This window comes from Haloarchaeobius salinus (assembly GCF_024464185.1).
In the GTDB taxonomy this organism is placed as follows: Archaea; Halobacteriota; Halobacteria; order Halobacteriales; family Natrialbaceae; genus Haloarchaeobius; species Haloarchaeobius salinus.
The window spans coordinates 252760-269968 of the sequence record NZ_JANHAU010000001.1 but is presented as its reverse complement, the minus strand read 5'-3'; the positions used below and the strand labels follow the sequence as shown (position 1 = coordinate 269968).

Sequence of the window (17209 nt, the reverse complement as noted above, 5' to 3'; positions counted from 1 at the left end):
GGGCTTGACCCCGAGGCAATTTACATGAAGTCCGCGATGCCCGTCTGGCGGTTCGTGTCGTCCTCGAACACCGACGAGAGCGCCTTCTCCAGCTTCTCCAGGCGCTGGACGGTGTAGTCACGGCAGCCGAACTCCTCGGCCACCATCAGCGCCGTCCCCATGTACTTGTTCACCGAGCCCTGGTGGACCGTGAGGTTCACCCGCCCGCCGCACTCCCGGCAGTCGCCGGTCAGCGGCATCCGACGGTACTTCTCGCCGCAGTCCAGACAGCGCGTCTCCTGCCGGCTGAACGCCCGCAGGTTCCCGATGAGGTCCGGCAGGAAGTGGTACTCGATGATGCGCTCGGCCACGTCCGTCTCGTCGACCGCCCGGAGCTTCCGCGAGAGGTGCAGCTGGGCGTCCATCTTGTCCTGCATCGACCCCAGCGTCTTGTACGCCGACAGCGCCGGCCCCATGTGGATGTCCGTCGTGTCGTGCGTGTGGGCGAAGTCGGTGTACTCCCGCTCCGTGCCGAGGGTCTCCTCGGCTATCGTCATGATGTCCTCCACTTCCTCGGGGTCGGCCATCTCCCGGGTCGCCTCGTAGAACTCGGTCGGGTACTCCCACATGATGTCCATGTTGTGCGCCTCGTCGTCGATCTCCGAGGGGTCGATGCGGCTGGACATGACGAGCGGCGCGTCCATCCGGCCGCCCCGAGCGTCCGGCAGGTAGGCTCGCGAGAAGTTCAACAGGCCGTCGAGCAGGAGCATGACGCAGTCCTCGTCGCCGTCACACTGCTTCACATGCATCCCGTTCGCCACGAGCCGGTGCGTGTCTGCGACCGTGAGGGAGTACGTGTGTTCGACGTCCGACTGCCGAATCTGAACCCGTTCTACTACGTGAACCTCCGGAGAACCGCCGTCTGCGGTCAGAGCCGAGTCGACGGAGCCGGTGACGCTCGCCCCGACCGTAGCGACCGGAATCTCATCACCGACCGCCAGTTCACGTGCATCGACGTGCCGTGGCCCGTCGTCCCAGACGACCATGGAGTGCTCGGGTGTGACCGTGATCGACCGTCCGTCGTCGGTCTCGATATCGATGAGATGATCCGTCGAGCGGTGTTTCGACACCGCCTCTACGGGCTTTCGAACGAGCGTGCCGTCGTCAGCGAGCGACGGAACCGATACTTCCCCATCGAGTGCCTGCACGAGCGTCCCGAAATCGTCCTCCTCAGCTGAGTCCGGGTCCAACCGCTCCTCCACGAACGAGCGAATCTCGTCGTAGTGGGTCTCGCCGTCCTCGTCCTCGAACCAGATCTTCGTCTCGGGGTGGAAGCAGTTCCGGCGCTTCGCCGCGTGGAAGTACGGATGCGCGTACCCGACCGCAGCACTCGTAAAGCCCACGACCCGCCCCACGGTCGCGGCGGAGGTGTGGGGTGCCATCCCGAAGACGAGCTCGCCGACGAGCTCCTCGCGCTCGTCCATCTCGTAGAACGGTTCGAGGCCGTAGTAGGATTCGAGGAGGTCGTCGACGAAGTCGGCGGTCTTGAGCATGTGCTCGGCCGCGCCGTCGGAGAGGACGATGTCCTGCACCTTGAGCTCGACGAGCTGGTCGTCGTGGCGGAGTTCGTCGCCGTGGACGTCGGTCTCGTAGCCGAGCGCGCGGAGCTGGTCGGCGGTGACGTCGAGCTCGGTTGCGCGGACGGCGGTCACGGGGAGGTCGGTCATGTCGTAGCGGACGGTGCCGTCCTTGAACGCGGTGACGCCGTGTTTCGCGCGGAGGACGCCCTTGGCCATGGGTTCGGGCGTCTTGTTCGTCGAGGAGAGCCCCTTGACGCCTTTCAGGATCTCGAAGGCGTTCTCGCGCTCGCCGACCTCGTCCATGGCGCTCCAGTACTGCTCCTTGAGGTCGATCTCGTGGAACTCGACGCTGGTCCCGTCGACCTCGCAGTGGTCGCAGTACACCCGGCCCGCGTCGTCGGGTTCGAGCGCCTGCTCGCAGTCGGGGCAGAAGTAGTACGGTTCGGTGCGCTCGCCGCAGTCGGGACAGCGCGTCTCGAACGTTTTCTCGCCGCAACCGGTGCACTCGCGGGTGCCGACCTGGGCCTCGATGCGGCCGGGGGTCGAGCGCATGTCGGGGGCGTGTTTCGCCCCTTCGGCGACGGAGCGCTGGCTGCCGCCGGCCTCGCCGACGGGGAACAGGGTGTGGACCGCAGGTGAGAGGTCGCGTGACTCCGACTTCTCGGGCCGGCCCATCCGGTTCCCGATGCGGGTCGGGGCACGCTCGCGGACGGTGAACGGCGCGACCTCGTTGACGGCCTCGATGGCGTTGGTGCCGGGCGGGTGGTCGTCGTCGGGGTCGGCAGGGTCGGCGACCTGCCCGGCGTCGACCGTGTCGTCGCTGGTGCCCCAGGTCAGCGCGCGCTCGGAGAGGTCGTCGAGCGTCCAGGTGCGTTCGAGGTCCGCGTCGACGCCGAGGCACCTGAGGAAGGGGGCGTAGTCCCGTATCAGCAGTTCGTCGTCGGTCTGGTAGTGCGGTTTCAGCAGCGTCTCGACGGTCTCGCGGACCTCGCCCCGGCGCGGGACGTGCAGGACGCCGTCCTCGACGTAGCCGTCGGCGACGGCCTCGGCGAGTTCGTCGAAGGCGGCGACGGAGACGTCGTGCCAGACGTAGGTGTACGCGGGGTGCAGCGGCGCGTCGTACTCCGCGACCCACTCCAGCGCCTCCTCGGCGCTGGGGTCCTCGAGGTCGACGTGCGGGGAGTCCCTGAGTGCCTGGACGTCCGCGCCCGCCTCGTCCAGCTCGCCGCGCCACCACTCGACGGTGTAGGAGGCGGGCGCGAGCGGGTGGTTGTTCTCGACGAACTCGCCGTAGTTGACGAGGTACTCGCCGAGGTCGAGGATGCGCTCGACGCCGTTGCGTATCTCGAGTGCCTCCTCGGGGTCGTCGACGCGGCGCACGTCGCCGTTGGCGAGTCGGACCGTCGGTCCCTCGATGGAGTCGACGGGGACGACGCCGGCGGCCTTGCCGGGACGTTCGGTCTTTATCTGGGTCCCGGTCGCGAGGAAGTCGTCGACGAGGTGCATCGTGGCGGGGTGGACGCCCGCCGTCGCGAAGCCGTGGTTGCGCGCCCGGCCGTAGCGCAGCCGGAAGCCGCCGGACTCGCAGGGGTGGCTGAAGACGGGGCGGCCGGCGATGAGGTCCCGCAGGAACTTCTGGCTCTTCTCGACGCGTGGCGGGCCGGTCGGGCCGTCGTCCGCGTCGCTCTCGCCGTCGTCGCTGTCCTCGGACGCGGTCTCTTCGCCGTCGTCGTCCGCGTCGCTCTCGCCGTCGTCGTCGCCCCCACCTTTGTCGTAGTACGTGCCGTCGATGAGGTCCTGGAGCCACGGCCAGTCCACCTCGTCCAGGTTCTTCGTGTAGCGCTGGATCTTCGGGGCCTTCAGCGCGATCCCCTCCGCGAGGACGAGGCACATCCCGCCGCGGGCGGAGTTGGTGTCGACGCGTTCGAGGTCGCGGAAGCCCGACACCTCCTCGTCGCCGGTCGCCTCGCCGTCGAGCATGATGGGCATGTGCTCGGCGATGAACTTCGTCTCCTCGTCCTTCGGCGAGTACTGGAGGCCGGTCTCCTTGTCGTACAGCGCGATCTCCTCGGCGTATCGTTCGACCTCGTCACCGCGAGCTTTGAACTGGTCGATGTCCAGCAGTGCGCGGGCGTAGTCCGCGACGAGCACGGAGAGCGCCTGTGCCGTCCCGCCGGCGGAGCGGATGGGGCCGGCGTAGTAGACGTTGATGAACTCGGTGCCGTCGTCGTTCTCCAGCAGTTCGACGCGGTCGATACCCTCGATGGGGGCCGCGACGACGCCCTCGGTGAGCAGGGCGACGGCGGTCCGGACCGCACCCTCGACCTTCCCCTCGCGGGACTCGTAGTCGCCGACACTGCCCTCGACGAAGTCCTCGACGAGTTCGAGGGCGGCCTCCTCGCGGCTCATCTCGCCCTCGAGTTCGCGGACCCGTTCGGCGACGCCGTCGATGCCGAGGATGTTCTCGACGCGGTCGGCCATGTCCCGGGCGGTCGGGATCTCGACCTCCGGTTCGGGGTCGCCGCCGGTCGCCTTCGCGCGCTCTGCGAGGTCGAACGCCTCGCCGAGGCGCGATTCGATCCGTTCGAAGTAGCGCTCGTCTGCCTCCCGCATTATAGCCAGAGGTCCAGGTCGGTGGTCTCGTCGTGCTCGCGGACGAGCGGTTCCTCGAACACTCGGACGTACAGCTCGCCGGCCCAGACCGTCGCGGCGTCCAGGTGCCCGGCGAGCGCGCCGCCGCTCGGCCGCGAGAGCACGGCGTGGGTGTGCGCGAACGGCTCACCGTCGAGGTCGGCGACGTTACCGACGCAGGCGGCGACCTCCAGCGGCTCGTCGAAGGTGACGGCGTCGTACTCGCAGGTCTCCTGGTCGTAGAACCACACCTCGGCGTCCTGGACCGCGCCGAGTCCGGTGAACCAGGCGGCCTCGATCTCCTCGTCGGCGGCCAGCTCCTCGAGCTGTGCGCGCCAGTCGCCGCCGGTCTCCAGCCGACAGCAGAACTCCCGCTCGGTGGCGACCTCCCGGTAGTGCATATCCCCGTGAAGGGGGGTCGACGGCAAAAAGGTAGTGTCATCGGCCGCGACCGGAGCCGCGGCTGGTCGGTGCTGCGTCGCGGGAGAAGCCGGCGGGCGTTATCGCCAGGCCGGGAGGTCCGGTGCGTCCTCCGCCTGCATGGAGAGCCAGGCTCCATCCGCTGTGATGTCTGCGATGACGTACTCCTGTGCGGAGCCTTCACCATCGACAGACGCTACGACGTCGTGCTCGTCAGGGAACTCCGACGAACCTGGCTCGGATGCTGCCATATGAGTCAGTCTCTCATGGGCACTGATAAACGCGTCGAATCGACAATTCAGTTTACTGTTTCACGCACGCGCCTCGCGTGCGACGGAACACCACCGAGCTGGTCGGGAAAGGGTTGCATTATATATCAAGCCGGTGCGGATCGTGCTTCAATGCTTCCCTACCAGCAACATTACCGTGTTACTCGTTGGCATGAATGAGGGAGAAAACCGGGTGACGGGGGAGCCCCAATTTAAATGTTAGGGTATGTAAAACAGCCACAGACCATAACGGTAATTTTAACCATATCGTCTCAAAATGGCTGCCTGGGATGACAGACAATACCAGCATTGACCGCCGTCGCTTCCTGAAGGCGACCGGTGGCACAGCTTCTGCAGTCGCAGTCGCGGGATGTCTCGGCGGTGGCGGTGAAGGAGACGACACCGAGACCGAACCCGAGGACACCGAGACCGAAGCACAGGAGACCGCGGCCGACGAGACCACCCGAGACACGGGTGAGGACCGCGAACTCCTCGACAAGACGTTCCAGCTCATCAATTCGACGATGAGCACCCTGGACCCGGTGGCCGCGACGGACACCGCGTCCGGGACGGTCATTCAGAACGTCTTCGACGCGCTGATGAACTACCCGAACGGCGAGATCGAGGTCGAACCACTCATCGCCGCCGACTACGAGATCTCCGACGACTTCACGACGTACACGTTCGAGATCAAGGAGGACGTCCAGTTCCACAACGGTGACGAGGTCACCGCACAGGACTTCGTCTACTCGTTCGAGCGCCTCGCGGGCTCCTCGAACAGCCGTCGTCAGTACTTCACGACCAACTACGCGATGGGCATCGAGCAGGAGGCCGACGACGAGGGCAACTACGTGTGGGGTTCGCTCGGCGCGACCGCCGTCGACGACAAGACCTTCGAGCTCAGCCTCCAGTCGCCGTTCGCCTCGACGCTGGAGATGCTCGCCTACACCTCGTTCTCCGCCGTGCCGGAAGGCATCGTCGGCGACCACGGGGACTACGACGGCGAGATGGAGTACGAGGACTTCGCACGCAACAACCCGATCGGCGCAGGGCCGTTCGTGTTCGAGAGCTGGGAGACCAACACCTCGTGTGACATCGTCCGCAACGAGGACTACCACGGCCCGGTCCCGCACGTCGCCGGCGTCCACTGGCAGGTCATCACGGACACCGACGCTGCGTACAACTACGGCCAGAACAAGAACTCCGACCTGGTCTCCATGCCGACGTCGCAGTACGACCCGAGCCTGGTCTCCGTCGAGCAGGAGGACTCCAAAGGTCGCGAGATCGGTACCTACGGTCCGATGCGGAACGGTGAGACCGCACAGTACCTCAAGTACGCGACCATCAACACGTACTACATCGGCCTGAACGCCAAGAACATCGAGCCCGCCGCCCGGAAGGCGATGGCGTACGTCAACGACCAGCAGGAGGGTGTCGAGGAGGTCTTCAAGGGCCGCGGCAAGGCCGCGTACCACCTCACCCCGCCGGGCATCTACCCCGGTCAGGGTCCGGAGTACGACGCACACGCCGAGGAGAACTACCCCTACGGCTACAACACGACCGACATCGAGTCCGCACGCCAGGTCATGGAGGACGCTGGCTACGGACCGAACAACCAGTACGAGGTCACGCTGACCACCTACGAGTCCGACACCTGGCAGGGACTGGGCACCATCCTCCGCGACAAGCTCGCGAACGCCCACGTCAACCTCCAGCTCGAGGAGGCACCGTTCTCGACGCTGCTCAACCGCGGCCGCAACGGGAACCTCGCCGCCTACTCGCTCGGGTGGATCATGGACTGGCCCGCCCCGGACAACTTCCTCGGGCAGGTCGTTCCGGAGCTCACGAACACCGACCAGGAGGGCGGTGCACAGGGCTTCTACCTCGACTGGGACGACTCCGACACGGACGCGCCGCAGCGCGCATCCGACGCCTGGGACCGCATCAGCAACAACCCGGCCCCGACCGAGGAGGCCCAGCAGATCCGTAACGAGGCCTACGTCGAGATGGAGGAGGCGCTGTGGGACGACATGATCCTGCTGCCCACCTACCACCTGGCCAACGAGCGCTTCGCGTACGACTGGGTCGACATGCCGCGCGTCGGTGCCGGTGGCGGCAGCCGCCAGAAGCTCAACAACGTCTACCTGAACGACCGCAGCTAACTCGGGTTTCGGTCCCGTTTCGGCTTTTTCATTTTTCGGGCGCGTAGCCCCGGGTACGTCCCGAAATACGGCCGCTGAGGAACGCAAGACATAACCATGGGTGCGAAATATACTCCCAGTAGAACAATGGTGATGGAAGTGGCTCACCGGAGGGCCGTGCCATGAGTCGCTGGGGGTACTTCGCCCGCAGACTCCTCCTGGCAGTCCCTGTGGTGCTGTTCGGCGTGACAATCACGTTCATGATCCTTCGACTGGGTCCACTCGACCCGGTTGCGGCCATCCTCGGTCCGAACACTCCACCGTCGCAGTACGCCCGGGTGGAACAACAACTCGGACTGAACCGGCCGCTGTGGGAACAGTACATCGAGTTCATGGTCGGGCTGCTCACGTTCGACCTGGGCAACTCCTACGTCATCCAGGAGAACACCAAGGCGATGACGCTCATCGTCGACCACGCCCCGCGCACGCTCTGGCTGGGCTTCTGGTCGGTACTCATTCCGCTGTTCATCGGCATCCCGCTCGGCTTCTACGCCGGGCTCAACCCGAACACGATGGGTGACTACTTCGCCTCGTTCGGCGGCATCATCTGGCGTGCCATGCCGAACTTCTGGCTCGGCGTCATCCTCTACTCGGTGCTGAGTCAGTCAGTCCACTACTCGGAGATACTGACGTTCGGCGTCGTCCAGTTCCAGTGGGACGCCTGGCTCGTCACCAACAACATCGGGACGCCACCGCCGCTGAACTTCTACAACTCGAACGGCACCGAGCTGTTCACCATCGGCGGGACCACGATCTCCCTGTTCAGCTTCGACTGGGAGGTGTTCGTGCGTGCGGTGAAGATGGTCCTCCCGCCGGCCATCGTCCTCGGCTCCGCGTCCATGGGTAACGAGATGCGCCTGGGCCGGACCGCGGTGCTCGAGACGATCAACTCGAAGTACGTCGAGACCGCCCGCGCGAAGGGGCTCTCCCGACAGAAGATCGTCTGGAAGCACGTGTTCCGGAACGCGCTCATCCCGCTGGTGCCGATCATCCTGAACGAGGCGTTCCTGCTCATCGGTGGCTCGGTCATCCTGGAGCAGATCTTCGCCATCAACGGGATCGGCTACCTGTTCTTCCAGGCGGCCATCCAGGGCGACATGCCGCTGGTCGGCTCCCTGATGTACATCTTCATCCTCATCATCGTCTTCATGAACATCTTCCAGGACTTCCTCTACACGATCATCGACCCACGAGTGGGGTACGAATAACATGAGCGAGGTAACTCAGAACAAATCGGTCTTCGGTCGAATCGCGGCGAACCCGACACCGGCGCTCGTCTGGCTCGGCGGAGCACTGCTGCTTCTCGCCGTGGAGTTCAGCGCCTTCGTCGACGCGCTGATCCTGTTCGGTGAACAGATCAACCCGCTCGTCGGCGGCAGCAAGGACGTCGGCGGCTGGTACGTCGACACGATGTACGACACCCTCGGGTTCGCCGGCGGGACCGTGATGTCCGCACTGGGCGCGCTCATCGTGCTCGCGTTGTTCTCCGTCTTCGTCAAGGCGGCGTTCATCCCGTTCAGTGTCGTCGAGACGTTCGGACTGGAGGACCTGCCGATCTCGGCGGACTTCCTCGAACGGTTCATCATCGGGGCGTTCCTCGCGGTGCTGTGGCTCGTCCTGCTGTACGAGCCGCTCGCGTTCCTGCCCGCACTCCCGCTCATCGGCGAACCGACGCTCGCACAGCTGATCCACGGCTTCGCACAGACGACGGCCAAGGCGGCGGACTGGATCGTCGCCAACGTCCCGACGCTGCTCTCCCGGGACCTGATCCCGAACCAGGGCTTCAACCCGCCCGCCGGTGCCGAGGGCGAGTACCCGCCCGGGAGCGAGATCTTCGGCACCCGCATCGCCATCGGCGACTTCCACGGCACGTTCCTCGGGCTCGCACCCGCCTACGCCTGGGCGGTCCGTGTGTTCGCGATCTACCTGTACGCCTTCGTCTGGCTCGTCTGGGCCTGGAAGGGCTACAAGACGTTCCGTCGCCACTACCGCTTCGCCGACTGGACGCCGCGTGACGACATGATCGACCGGCTGCGCACCCACCGCTGGGGCCAGTTCGGCTTCGTGGTCGTGTTCCTGTTCCTCGTGATGGCGATGTTCGCCCCCGCGCTGGGACCGACGACCACCGCACAGAACATCTACAACCCGTACGGACACGAGTTCCAGTACGTCGAGAACGGTCAGGTGCAGACGTCGACCCACGGGACGGCGAACCTCCAGTCCGCCTCCCAGGGGACGCCCGACTCGAACTACGGTGTGATGAGCTACGACGACTACGGTCGGTTCCACCCCATCGGGACACTCTCTGAACGCGCCAACGGCAAGGACTTGTTCACGTTCATGGCCGACGGCGCGCGCGTCTCGCTGTTCATCGGCTTGCTGTCCATCGCCCTGGGCGGCTTCATCGCGACCGCGCTCGCGATGGTGACGGCGTACTACAAGGGGCTCGCCGACCTCATCGTCGTCGTCACCAGTGACTCGATACAGGCACTACCGGGGCTGTTGATCTACATCCTGCTCTCGGTCGTGTTCGCGAACCACCCCATCTCGAACATCTACAGCGGTGGGTTCCTGTTGGCACTCATCTTCGCGGCCACCGGCTGGCCGGGACTGTGGCGTGCCATCCGTGGGCCCGCGTTCCAGGTGTCCGAGGAGGAGTGGATCGACGCAGCCAAGTCCTACGGTCAGCGACCGTCGGCCACGATGCGAAAGCACATGCTCCCCTACGTGGCGGGCTACCTGCTCATCTACGGGTCGCTCACCATCGGGGGGATCATCATCAGCGTCGCGGCACTGTCGTTCCTCGGCCTCGGGGTGCAGGCACCGACGCCCGAGTGGGGCCGTGCGGTCAACATCGGTCGGCCCTACGTCACCACCGTCTCGTGGCACATCGCCACCATCCCGGGCCTGATGGTCGTCTTCGTCGTCACCGGCTTCAACGCGCTGGGCGACGGTATCCGTGACGCCATCGACCCGCAGTCCGAGGGCAGTGGTGCTGGTGAGACCGCCGCCGCAGGGGGTGGTGGGTGATGTCGATGCAGACCCACAAGGAGGAGCCCATCCTCCGCATCAAGAACCTCCAGACCTCCTTCTTCACGGACAAGGAGGTCATCCGCGCGGTCGACGGCGTCAGCTTCGACATCGACCACGGCGAGACCGTCGGTATCGTCGGCGAGTCCGGCTCGGGCAAGTCGGTGACGGCCCGCTCGATCATGGGCCTCGTCGAGAGCCCCGGGCGGACGCTCCGCGGGAGCTCCATCCAGTTCCGCGACCCGGAGACCGTCGAGCGCTTCGCGAACACGTACACGCGGAAGACGGTCGACATCGGGACGCTCGAGGAGCAGTCCGACCTCGCCAACGTGGTCCAGGACGCGATGGACCAGCACGGCGCACAGCCCCACGAGCTCACCGACCACGAGAAGTACGCCGACCTGCCGCCGGAGCAGGTGAACGCACGCCAGATGGTCGCCGACGACGCGGTCGGCTGGGACGACGTCATCGCCGCCGGCTACGCCGACGAGCTCAACCTCGTCGACGCGGACGACTTCATCTTCGTGGAGGAGGGACGGACCTCGGGCGACGGCGTCCGCGTCGACCGGGGCTACGTCGACATCACGCGTGCGGGCGAGCGCGAGCTCCGACGGCTCCGCGGCGGGAACATCGCGATGGTGTTCCAGGACCCGCTGTCGTCGCTGAACCCGGTGTACACCGTCGGGAACCAGATCGAGGAGGCGCTGAGCCTCCACCGCGGACTGCAGGGCCAGGAGGCGACCCGCGAGGCCGTCAACCTGCTCGAAGCGGTCGGTATCCCCGACGCCCGGCGTCGGGTCCGCGAGTACCCCCACCAGTTCTCGGGTGGGATGCGCCAGCGTGCGGTCATCGCGATGGCGCTCGCCTGCGAACCCGAGCTGCTCATCTGCGACGAGCCGACGACGGCGCTCGACGTGACCATCCAGGCGCAGATCCTGGAGCTGCTGGAGGAGATCCAGGAGGAGCGCGGCCTCTCCATCATGTTCATCACGCACGACATGGGTGTCATCGCCGACATCTCCGACCGCGTGAACGTGATGTACGCCGGTGAGATCGTCGAGACCGCCGACGCGGAGTCGCTGTTCGACCGACCGAAGCACCCCTACACGCAGGGGCTGCTCTCCTCGATCCCCGGGCGACAGGAGGGGGAACGGCTGGTCACCATCGAGGGTGACGTGCCGACGCCGAACGAGGAGGCGACGTACTGCCGCTTCGCGCCGCGCTGTCCCGAGGCGTTCGACGAGTGCCAGGCGATACACCCCGAATCCGTCTCCGTCGGGCAGAGCGACACCACCCACACGGCGTCGTGTCTGCTCTACCCCGAGGACGTCCCGCAGGCCGAGGCACTGGAGATCCACAGAGCCAAAGGCGGAAAAGGAGGTGGTGCTGAATGAGCAAGCAAGCGATGTCCGAGTCGCAGTCGACGGTCCAGGCAGAGCCGATGATCCAGGTGCGGAACCTGAAGACGTACTACCCCGGTGGCGGGCTCATCGCCGACGAGCCGGTGAAGGCGGTCGACGGCGTGAGCTTCGACATCAAGAAGGGCGAGACGCTCGGTCTCGTCGGCGAGTCCGGCTGTGGCAAGTCGACGCTCGGGCGCACGCTCGTCCAGCTCGAGGACGCGACCGCCGGGACGAGCCGATTCCAGAAGCCCGACGTCGTCGAGGAGATGGCCAACACCTACGGGCGTCGAACGGTCGACCTCCGCGAGGTGTACGCCGACAACGAACCGACGGAGCTGGTGACGAAGCTGTTCGCCGACGGCGTCGAGCCGAAGGCGGTCGCGCCCGACCGCGGCTGGGAGGACGTCAGCGCGGACGAAATCGACGCCGCGGAGTTCGTCCAGCAGACCGGTCTGGACGTCTCGGACGTCATCGACCAGGGCTTCGGCCCGAAGCTCGGCCTGTTCGGCGAGAAGGACTTCGTCTTCGTCGAGGAGGGCCGCATCGAGAACGGCGTCTACGACGTCGACCGCGGCTACATCGACGTGACCACTGCACCGCCGCGCGCGCTGAAGCGGCTGCGCGGCCGCCAGCTCGGTATCGTCTTCCAGGACCCCGAGTCGAGCCTCAACGACCGGATGACGGTCGGCGAGATCGTCCGCGAGCCGCTCGACGTCCACAACTGGGGGACACCCCGGGAGCGCCGCGAGCGCGTCCGCGAACTGCTGGAGACCGTCGGGCTCCGCCCGGAGCACTACTACCGCTACCCGCACCAGTTCTCCGGCGGGCAGCGCCAGCGCGTGGGTATCGCCCGCTCGCTCGCGCTCGAACCGGACTTCCTGGTGCTCGACGAGCCGGTGTCGGCGCTCGACGTCTCCGTGCAGGCGAAGATCCTGAACCTGCTGGAGGACCTCCAGGAGGAGTTCGGGCTCACGTACCTGTTCATCGCGCACGACCTGAGCGTCGTCCGGCACATCTGTGACCGGGTCGCGGTGATGTACCTCGGCAACCTGATGGAGATCGGCCCGACGGACGGGCTGTTCGAGAACCCCGGGAATCCGTACACACACTCGCTGCTGTCGGCGATCCCGGAGCCGGACCCGTCCGCGTCGAAGGACCGGATCACCCTGCGCGGGACGCCGCCGAGCCCGCGCGACCCGCCCATCGGCTGTCCGTTCAGCACGCGCTGTCCGGTGAAGATCCGTCCCGACGAGTACCAGCACATCGACGACGACATCTGGCAGCGCGTCGAGGTCTTCCGGGAGGTCATCCGCGAGCGGACCCGTGCGGACCGGTCGCTCACTGACCACGCCCGGGAGCTGCTCGGTCGGTCGACGCGCTTCTCCGACGTGACGGAGATTACGGACGAGCTGTTCGGCGACGTGGACGTCCCCTCGGAGGTCGCAGAGCACGTCCGCGAGGCGGCGAGCTTCGTGGAGAAGGGCCACGACAACAAGGCCCGGAAGTACCTGTTCGACCAGTTCGGCAGCATCTGCGACACCGACCGGCCGAAGCACTACACGGTCAGCGACGACGGTCGGACGAGCTTCTGTCACCGACACGTCGACCGGTACGAGGACCCCGCGCCGGAGTTCGAGAAGCTCAAACAGAAGCGATGAGCGACCGACCCCCGGAGGTGGTCGGAGCGATCCGACTCGGTCGGAAGACGCTGGACGCCCTGGCGTACGCGGTCCTGCTGGCCGCCGCAGTCGCGGGTGCGTCGGCGTTCTTCGAGCTCTCGGGGGAGGGGACGCTGTTCCGGACGAAGTACGTGCTGTTCTGGGTCGGGTTCGCGCTGCTCGCGTACGCGTCGTTCCAGTTGCGCCCGGACTCGCCGTCGAAGATGGAGTCGAAGGGGGAGTTCGTCACCAGCGGCGACGACAGGCAGAAGAAGGCGTCGGGCTCGGTGGGCGCGCGGTCGTCGACCCGGCTCGAGCGCCTCGCGGCCTGGCTCCCACCGATGCGGTGGGTCGACGTGAACGAGAACGACCGGTTCTCGACGCACACCAAGCAGTTCCTGGCGGCCGTCCTGATGCTCGCGACCTCCATCGCGATGGAGTTCGTCTTCGGCATCACCTCTCCCGGGACGGTCTGACGGTTCCCGGCTGTCTGAGCCGGTCAGACACGCTTATCCGGCTTCGTTTCGTGGGTGCAGATATGCCGGACGTCCCCGACAGTGAACACGACGACGAGTACGTCGACCGAATCACGAACAACGCCGAGGTCCTCAAGTCAGCCTGGCAGGGCGCACTCGAGGACATGGAGGCGCTGGCGGACGAGCGCGAGGACGAGGGCTGGGAGACGGTCACGATGATGGCCGGCAGCACCGGGACCCAGCACCGCGAGGCGGGCGACGACGACCGCTTCGGGCTGGTGTTCGTGGTCCCCAAGAACCACGGCGAGGAGTTCACCGAGGTGTTCGGCGACAAGGAGTTCCCCGAGTACGAGGTGTTCCGTCGCGAGGTCGACGGGAACGTGTTCCTCGTCGTGGAGTACCGCGACCCGGAGACGGAGACGGCGGTGTTCGTCGCCGCGCAGTACGAGCTGCGCCACGCCCCCGGCATGGTCCACGACGCCGAGGACGCGGGCGAGTTCTACACGTACGTCCAGAAGCTCGACGGGACCATCCTGGGCGTGTTCAAGCACGACTCCCACGAGAAGTTCGTCCCGTACGCCGAGCGCATCGACGACTGGAAGCCCGAGCTCTGATTCTCCCTCCGTCGGGTTTCGCACCGAAACCGATAACCGAGCACCGGCGCGACTACCGGTATGGACCCACGAGTTCGCGAGCACGCACGCATCGTCGCCGAGCACTCCGCCGCCCTCCAGGCCGGCGACAACGTGGTCATCGACGCCCATCCCGTCGCCGAGGACCTCGTCGCGGCGCTGTTCGAGACGTGTGCTGACGTCGGCGCGAACCCGCTGGCGATCAGCCAGCGAACGGGGACACGCTTCCGACGTGCCTACCTGCGCAACCACGACGGCGGGTTCGAGCTGCCGAGCCACGAGATGGCGCTGTTCGAGGAGATGGACGTCTACATCGCCATCCGCGGCGACGCGAACGTGACCGAGACCGCCGACGTGGAGCCGACGACGACCCGCGAGTACGAGACGGCGCGCAAGCCGCTGCTCGACGAGCGGCTCTCGAAGCGGTGGGTACTGACGCAGTATCCGGCGGGCGCGAACGCCCAGCTCGCGGAGATGAGCACCGAGGGCTACGAGAACTTCGTCTGGGACGCCGTCAACAAGGACTGGGACGAGCAGGGCGAGTTCCAGGCACAGATGGTCGAGATCCTCGACCCGGCCGACGAGGTCCGCATCGTGAGCGGCGACACGACGGACGTGACGATGTCCATCGCGGGCAACACGACCATCAACGACACGGGCAAGCACAACCTGCCCGGCGGCGAGGTGTTCACCGCGCCCGTCCCCGACAGCGTCGAGGGCGAGGTGCTGTTCGACAAGCCGCTCTACCACCAGGGTCGCGAGGTCACGGGCGTCCACCTCACCTTCGCGGACGGCGAGGTCGTCGAGCACAGCGCCGAGAAGAACGAGGAGATCCTGACGGAGGTGCTGAACGCCGACGAGGGTGCGCGCAGACTCGGCGAGCTCGGTATCGGCATGAACCGCGACATCGACCGGTTCACCTACAACATGCTGTTCGACGAGAAGATGGGCGACACCGTCCACATGGCGGTCGGCCGCGCCTACGAGGCGAACGTCGGCGAGGGCAACGAGCAGAACGAGTCCGCCGTCCACGTCGACATGATCGTCGACATGAGCGAGGACAGCGTCATCGAGGTCGACGGCGAGGTCGTCCAGCGCGACGGGACGTTCAGGTTCGAGGACGGGTTCTGACCGCGACCGGCTGTCCGCGAGAAACAGACGGGTCGGCGCGAGGAGACACCTCAGTTCTCCCGTTCACGCACGTCGACGCCCCGTACATCGAACCGGGCACCCTCGGACGCGTCGCCGAGTTCGACGGTCCACCCGTGATCGCTGGCGACGCGCTCGACGATAGCGAGCCCGAAGCCGGTGCCGTCCTCGTCGGCGGAGACACCCGTCTCGAAGATGTCGTCGCGGATTGACTCGGGGATGCCGACCCCGTCGTCGGCGACGTAGAACCCGTCGGCGAGCGTGCCGACGCTGACGGAGAGCTCGGTGGTGTCGCCCGGAGCACCGTGCTCGTGCGGGTCGTCGGACGTCGTCCGACCGCTCGTTGCCCCGTGTTCCACGCTGTTCCGGAAACAGTTCTCGAACAGGGTTTGGAGCCGACCGGGGTCCGCGTACACCGAGCCGTCAGCTTCGATCGCGAGCCTGGCCCCACCGGTATCGACGACGTGCCAGGCATCGGTGGCCGCCTCCCGCAGCGGCACCCACTCCTCGTCGAGGGAGTTGGTCTCCATGCGAGCGAGCGACAGCGTGTCGTCGATGATCTCCTGCATCCGGTCGTTCGCGTCGGCTATCTCCTCCAGTTCGGGGTCGTCGTGGCGGTCCTGGAGGAGTTCGACGTAGCCCTGCGAGATGGCCAGCGGGTTGCGGAGGTCGTGGCTGACGACGCTCGCAAACTCCTCGAGGCGCTCGTTCGTCTCCTCGAGGAGTGCCTCGCGCTCGCGCTGCTCGGTCACGTCGTGGAGGACGACGAGAGAGCCGCTGGCACCCTCGTTCGGCGTCCGGATGGTCGAGACATCGACCTCGACGTGACGGCTCCCGCCGTCGGTGGTGAACGTCGGTCGGTCGGTGGCGTCCACGTCGTCGAGGCCGAGGTCGTACGGGACATCGTCGATGTGGCTCCCGGCCAGTCCGTCGATCCCGAGGAGCGTCTCGGCTGCCAGATTGGCGTCGATGATGCCGCCGCCGGGTGCCACCACGAGCACGCCGTCGGTCAGCTCCTCCACCAGGGTCGTCCGGGCGACCGGAACGAGACGGAACAGCTCGTACCGGAACAGTGCGAGGAGGACGAGGACGTTCGTGACGGCGAACACGAACGGGGTCAGATCGACCGGCTGGAACGGGGTCACTCCGAGCAGGCTGGCGATGCTGGCCGTGAAGGGGAGCGCGCCGGCGACGAGCAACGCCCCCGTCTGCGGGCGGACCTGGTCGCCGGCTTCGCGGTAGTGCTGGGCCAGCAGTACCAGGGCCCCCGTGTTCACGACGTAGGTGTAGAGGACGAACACGACGAGCAGGGGGCCGGGCGTCCCGTCGAGCGTCGAGAGGCTGCCGACGCTATCGACGTGTACCCCGGCTACCAGCAGGTCGGGCCAGACGAAGAGACCGACCAACGTCGCTCCGGGGACGACCGAGAGCGCACCCAGTATCCGGGGACGGAACACATCGACCGACCGGGTGTACTCCAGTACGAACGCCGGCCATGCGACTGCGAGGGCGGTCATCCCGAGCCAGGAGATCGCCGAGAACGCCGCCATCCCCGCGAGCGTCGGTTCCCAGAGCACCAGGGCCACACCGAGACACCAGACGCCAGCGGCGGTCGCGACCAGGAGGAACGATCGGATCCCAGGTGCCGGCCTGTCCTGACGGAGCCAGACCAGCAGGTACGCAGCGATGGTCGCACTCGCCGCCGCGGACAGCAGCATCAGCCCCGGAAGCAGCGGTGCGGCATCGACCATGGGCGTGACAGGCCGCCAAGAGGTATGGTT

General features: G+C 66.6%; 12 protein-coding genes. 8 read left to right on the top strand and 4 right to left on the bottom strand.

Annotation, left to right across the window (positions count from 1 at the left end):
• Window positions 1-20: 20 nt before the first annotated feature.
• The 3 genes from NO345_RS01320 to NO345_RS01310 all read right to left on the bottom strand — a co-directional run bounded on the left by NO345_RS01320 (window position 21) and on the right by NO345_RS01310 (window position 4861).
• The gene (locus NO345_RS01320) at window positions 21-4172 is read right to left on the bottom strand and encodes a DNA-directed DNA polymerase II large subunit (RefSeq protein WP_256295923.1); all 4152 of its coding nucleotides are present in this window, start codon (window positions 4170-4172) and stop codon (window positions 21-23) included.
• Window positions 4172-4591 (bottom strand): PPC domain-containing DNA-binding protein, encoded by a 420-nt coding sequence (locus NO345_RS01315; protein WP_256295922.1) that lies wholly within the window; start codon window positions 4589-4591, stop codon window positions 4172-4174. Before NO345_RS01315 ends, NO345_RS01320 begins: the two co-directional genes overlap by 1 nt.
• Before the next feature lie 99 nt (window positions 4592-4690).
• The gene (locus NO345_RS01310; RefSeq protein WP_256295921.1) at window positions 4691-4861 is read right to left on the bottom strand and encodes a DUF7556 family protein; all 171 of its coding nucleotides are present in this window, start codon (window positions 4859-4861) and stop codon (window positions 4691-4693) included.
• Window positions 4862-5169: 308 nt separating this feature from the next.
• Here NO345_RS01310 and NO345_RS01305 point away from each other — a divergent pair, with 308 nt between their 5' ends.
• The 8 genes from NO345_RS01305 (at window position 5170) to NO345_RS01265 (ending at window position 15410) form a co-directional block, all read left to right on the top strand.
• Window positions 5170-7041 (top strand): ABC transporter substrate-binding protein, encoded by a 1872-nt coding sequence (locus NO345_RS01305; protein ID WP_256295920.1) that lies wholly within the window; start codon window positions 5170-5172, stop codon window positions 7039-7041.
• Between the two features lie 161 nt (window positions 7042-7202).
• The gene (locus NO345_RS01300; RefSeq protein WP_256295919.1) at window positions 7203-8288 is read left to right on the top strand and encodes an ABC transporter permease; all 1086 of its coding nucleotides are present in this window, start codon (window positions 7203-7205) and stop codon (window positions 8286-8288) included.
• A 1-nt stretch (window position 8289) separates the two neighbouring features.
• Window positions 8290-10110: an ABC transporter permease gene (locus tag NO345_RS01295; protein ID WP_256295918.1), complete on the top strand. Its 1821-nt coding sequence runs from the start codon at window positions 8290-8292 to the stop codon at window positions 10108-10110.
• The gene (locus NO345_RS01290; RefSeq protein WP_256295917.1) at window positions 10110-11504 is read left to right on the top strand and encodes an ABC transporter ATP-binding protein; all 1395 of its coding nucleotides are present in this window, start codon (window positions 10110-10112) and stop codon (window positions 11502-11504) included. The genes NO345_RS01295 and NO345_RS01290 overlap by 1 nt, the downstream gene beginning before the upstream one ends.
• Complete coding sequence (locus NO345_RS01280) at window positions 11501-13171, top strand: ABC transporter ATP-binding protein (RefSeq protein ID WP_303646708.1); 1671 nt, start codon at window positions 11501-11503, stop codon at window positions 13169-13171. The genes NO345_RS01290 and NO345_RS01280 overlap by 4 nt, the downstream gene beginning before the upstream one ends.
• The gene (locus NO345_RS01275; RefSeq protein WP_256295916.1) at window positions 13168-13647 is read left to right on the top strand and encodes a DUF7555 family protein; all 480 of its coding nucleotides are present in this window, start codon (window positions 13168-13170) and stop codon (window positions 13645-13647) included. Before NO345_RS01280 ends, NO345_RS01275 begins: the two co-directional genes overlap by 4 nt.
• 62 nt (window positions 13648-13709) lie before the next feature.
• Complete coding sequence (locus NO345_RS01270; RefSeq protein ID WP_256295915.1) at window positions 13710-14261, top strand: DUF7529 family protein; 552 nt, start codon at window positions 13710-13712, stop codon at window positions 14259-14261.
• A gap of 60 nt (window positions 14262-14321) precedes the next feature.
• On the top strand, window positions 14322-15410 hold the full coding sequence (locus NO345_RS01265; RefSeq protein WP_256295914.1) for an aminopeptidase: 1089 nt from the start codon (window positions 14322-14324) through the stop codon (window positions 15408-15410).
• Window positions 15411-15460: 50 nt separating this feature from the next.
• Here the strand turns inward: NO345_RS01265 and NO345_RS01260 are convergent, their stop codons facing one another.
• Window positions 15461-17179 (bottom strand): histidine kinase N-terminal 7TM domain-containing protein, encoded by a 1719-nt coding sequence (locus NO345_RS01260; protein ID WP_256295913.1) that lies wholly within the window; start codon window positions 17177-17179, stop codon window positions 15461-15463.
• Window positions 17180-17209 lie beyond the last annotated feature (30 nt).

What these genes read in the sequence shown, in the direction of transcription:
- NO345_RS01310 (WP_256295921.1), bottom strand. Translation starts at nt 4,861, where the DNA reads ATGGCAGCATCCGAGCCAGGTTCGTCGGAGTTCCCTGACGAGCACGAC.
- NO345_RS01260 (WP_256295913.1), bottom strand. Translation starts at nt 17,179, where the DNA reads ATGGTCGATGCCGCACCGCTGCTTCCGGGGCTGATGCTGCTGTCCGCG.
- NO345_RS01305 (WP_256295920.1), top strand. Translation starts at nt 5,170, where the DNA reads ATGACAGACAATACCAGCATTGACCGCCGTCGCTTCCTGAAGGCGACC.
- NO345_RS01315 (WP_256295922.1), bottom strand. Translation starts at nt 4,591, where the DNA reads ATGCACTACCGGGAGGTCGCCACCGAGCGGGAGTTCTGCTGTCGGCTG.
- NO345_RS01290 (WP_256295917.1), top strand. Translation starts at nt 10,110, where the DNA reads ATGTCGATGCAGACCCACAAGGAGGAGCCCATCCTCCGCATCAAGAAC.
- NO345_RS01320 (WP_256295923.1), bottom strand. Translation starts at nt 4,172, where the DNA reads ATGCGGGAGGCAGACGAGCGCTACTTCGAACGGATCGAATCGCGCCTC.
- NO345_RS01265 (WP_256295914.1), top strand. Translation starts at nt 14,322, where the DNA reads ATGGACCCACGAGTTCGCGAGCACGCACGCATCGTCGCCGAGCACTCC.
- NO345_RS01280 (WP_303646708.1), top strand. Translation starts at nt 11,501, where the DNA reads ATGAGCAAGCAAGCGATGTCCGAGTCGCAGTCGACGGTCCAGGCAGAG.
- NO345_RS01270 (WP_256295915.1), top strand. Translation starts at nt 13,710, where the DNA reads ATGCCGGACGTCCCCGACAGTGAACACGACGACGAGTACGTCGACCGA.
- NO345_RS01295 (WP_256295918.1), top strand. Translation starts at nt 8,290, where the DNA reads ATGAGCGAGGTAACTCAGAACAAATCGGTCTTCGGTCGAATCGCGGCG.
- NO345_RS01275 (WP_256295916.1), top strand. Translation starts at nt 13,168, where the DNA reads ATGAGCGACCGACCCCCGGAGGTGGTCGGAGCGATCCGACTCGGTCGG.
- NO345_RS01300 (WP_256295919.1), top strand. Translation starts at nt 7,203, where the DNA reads ATGAGTCGCTGGGGGTACTTCGCCCGCAGACTCCTCCTGGCAGTCCCT.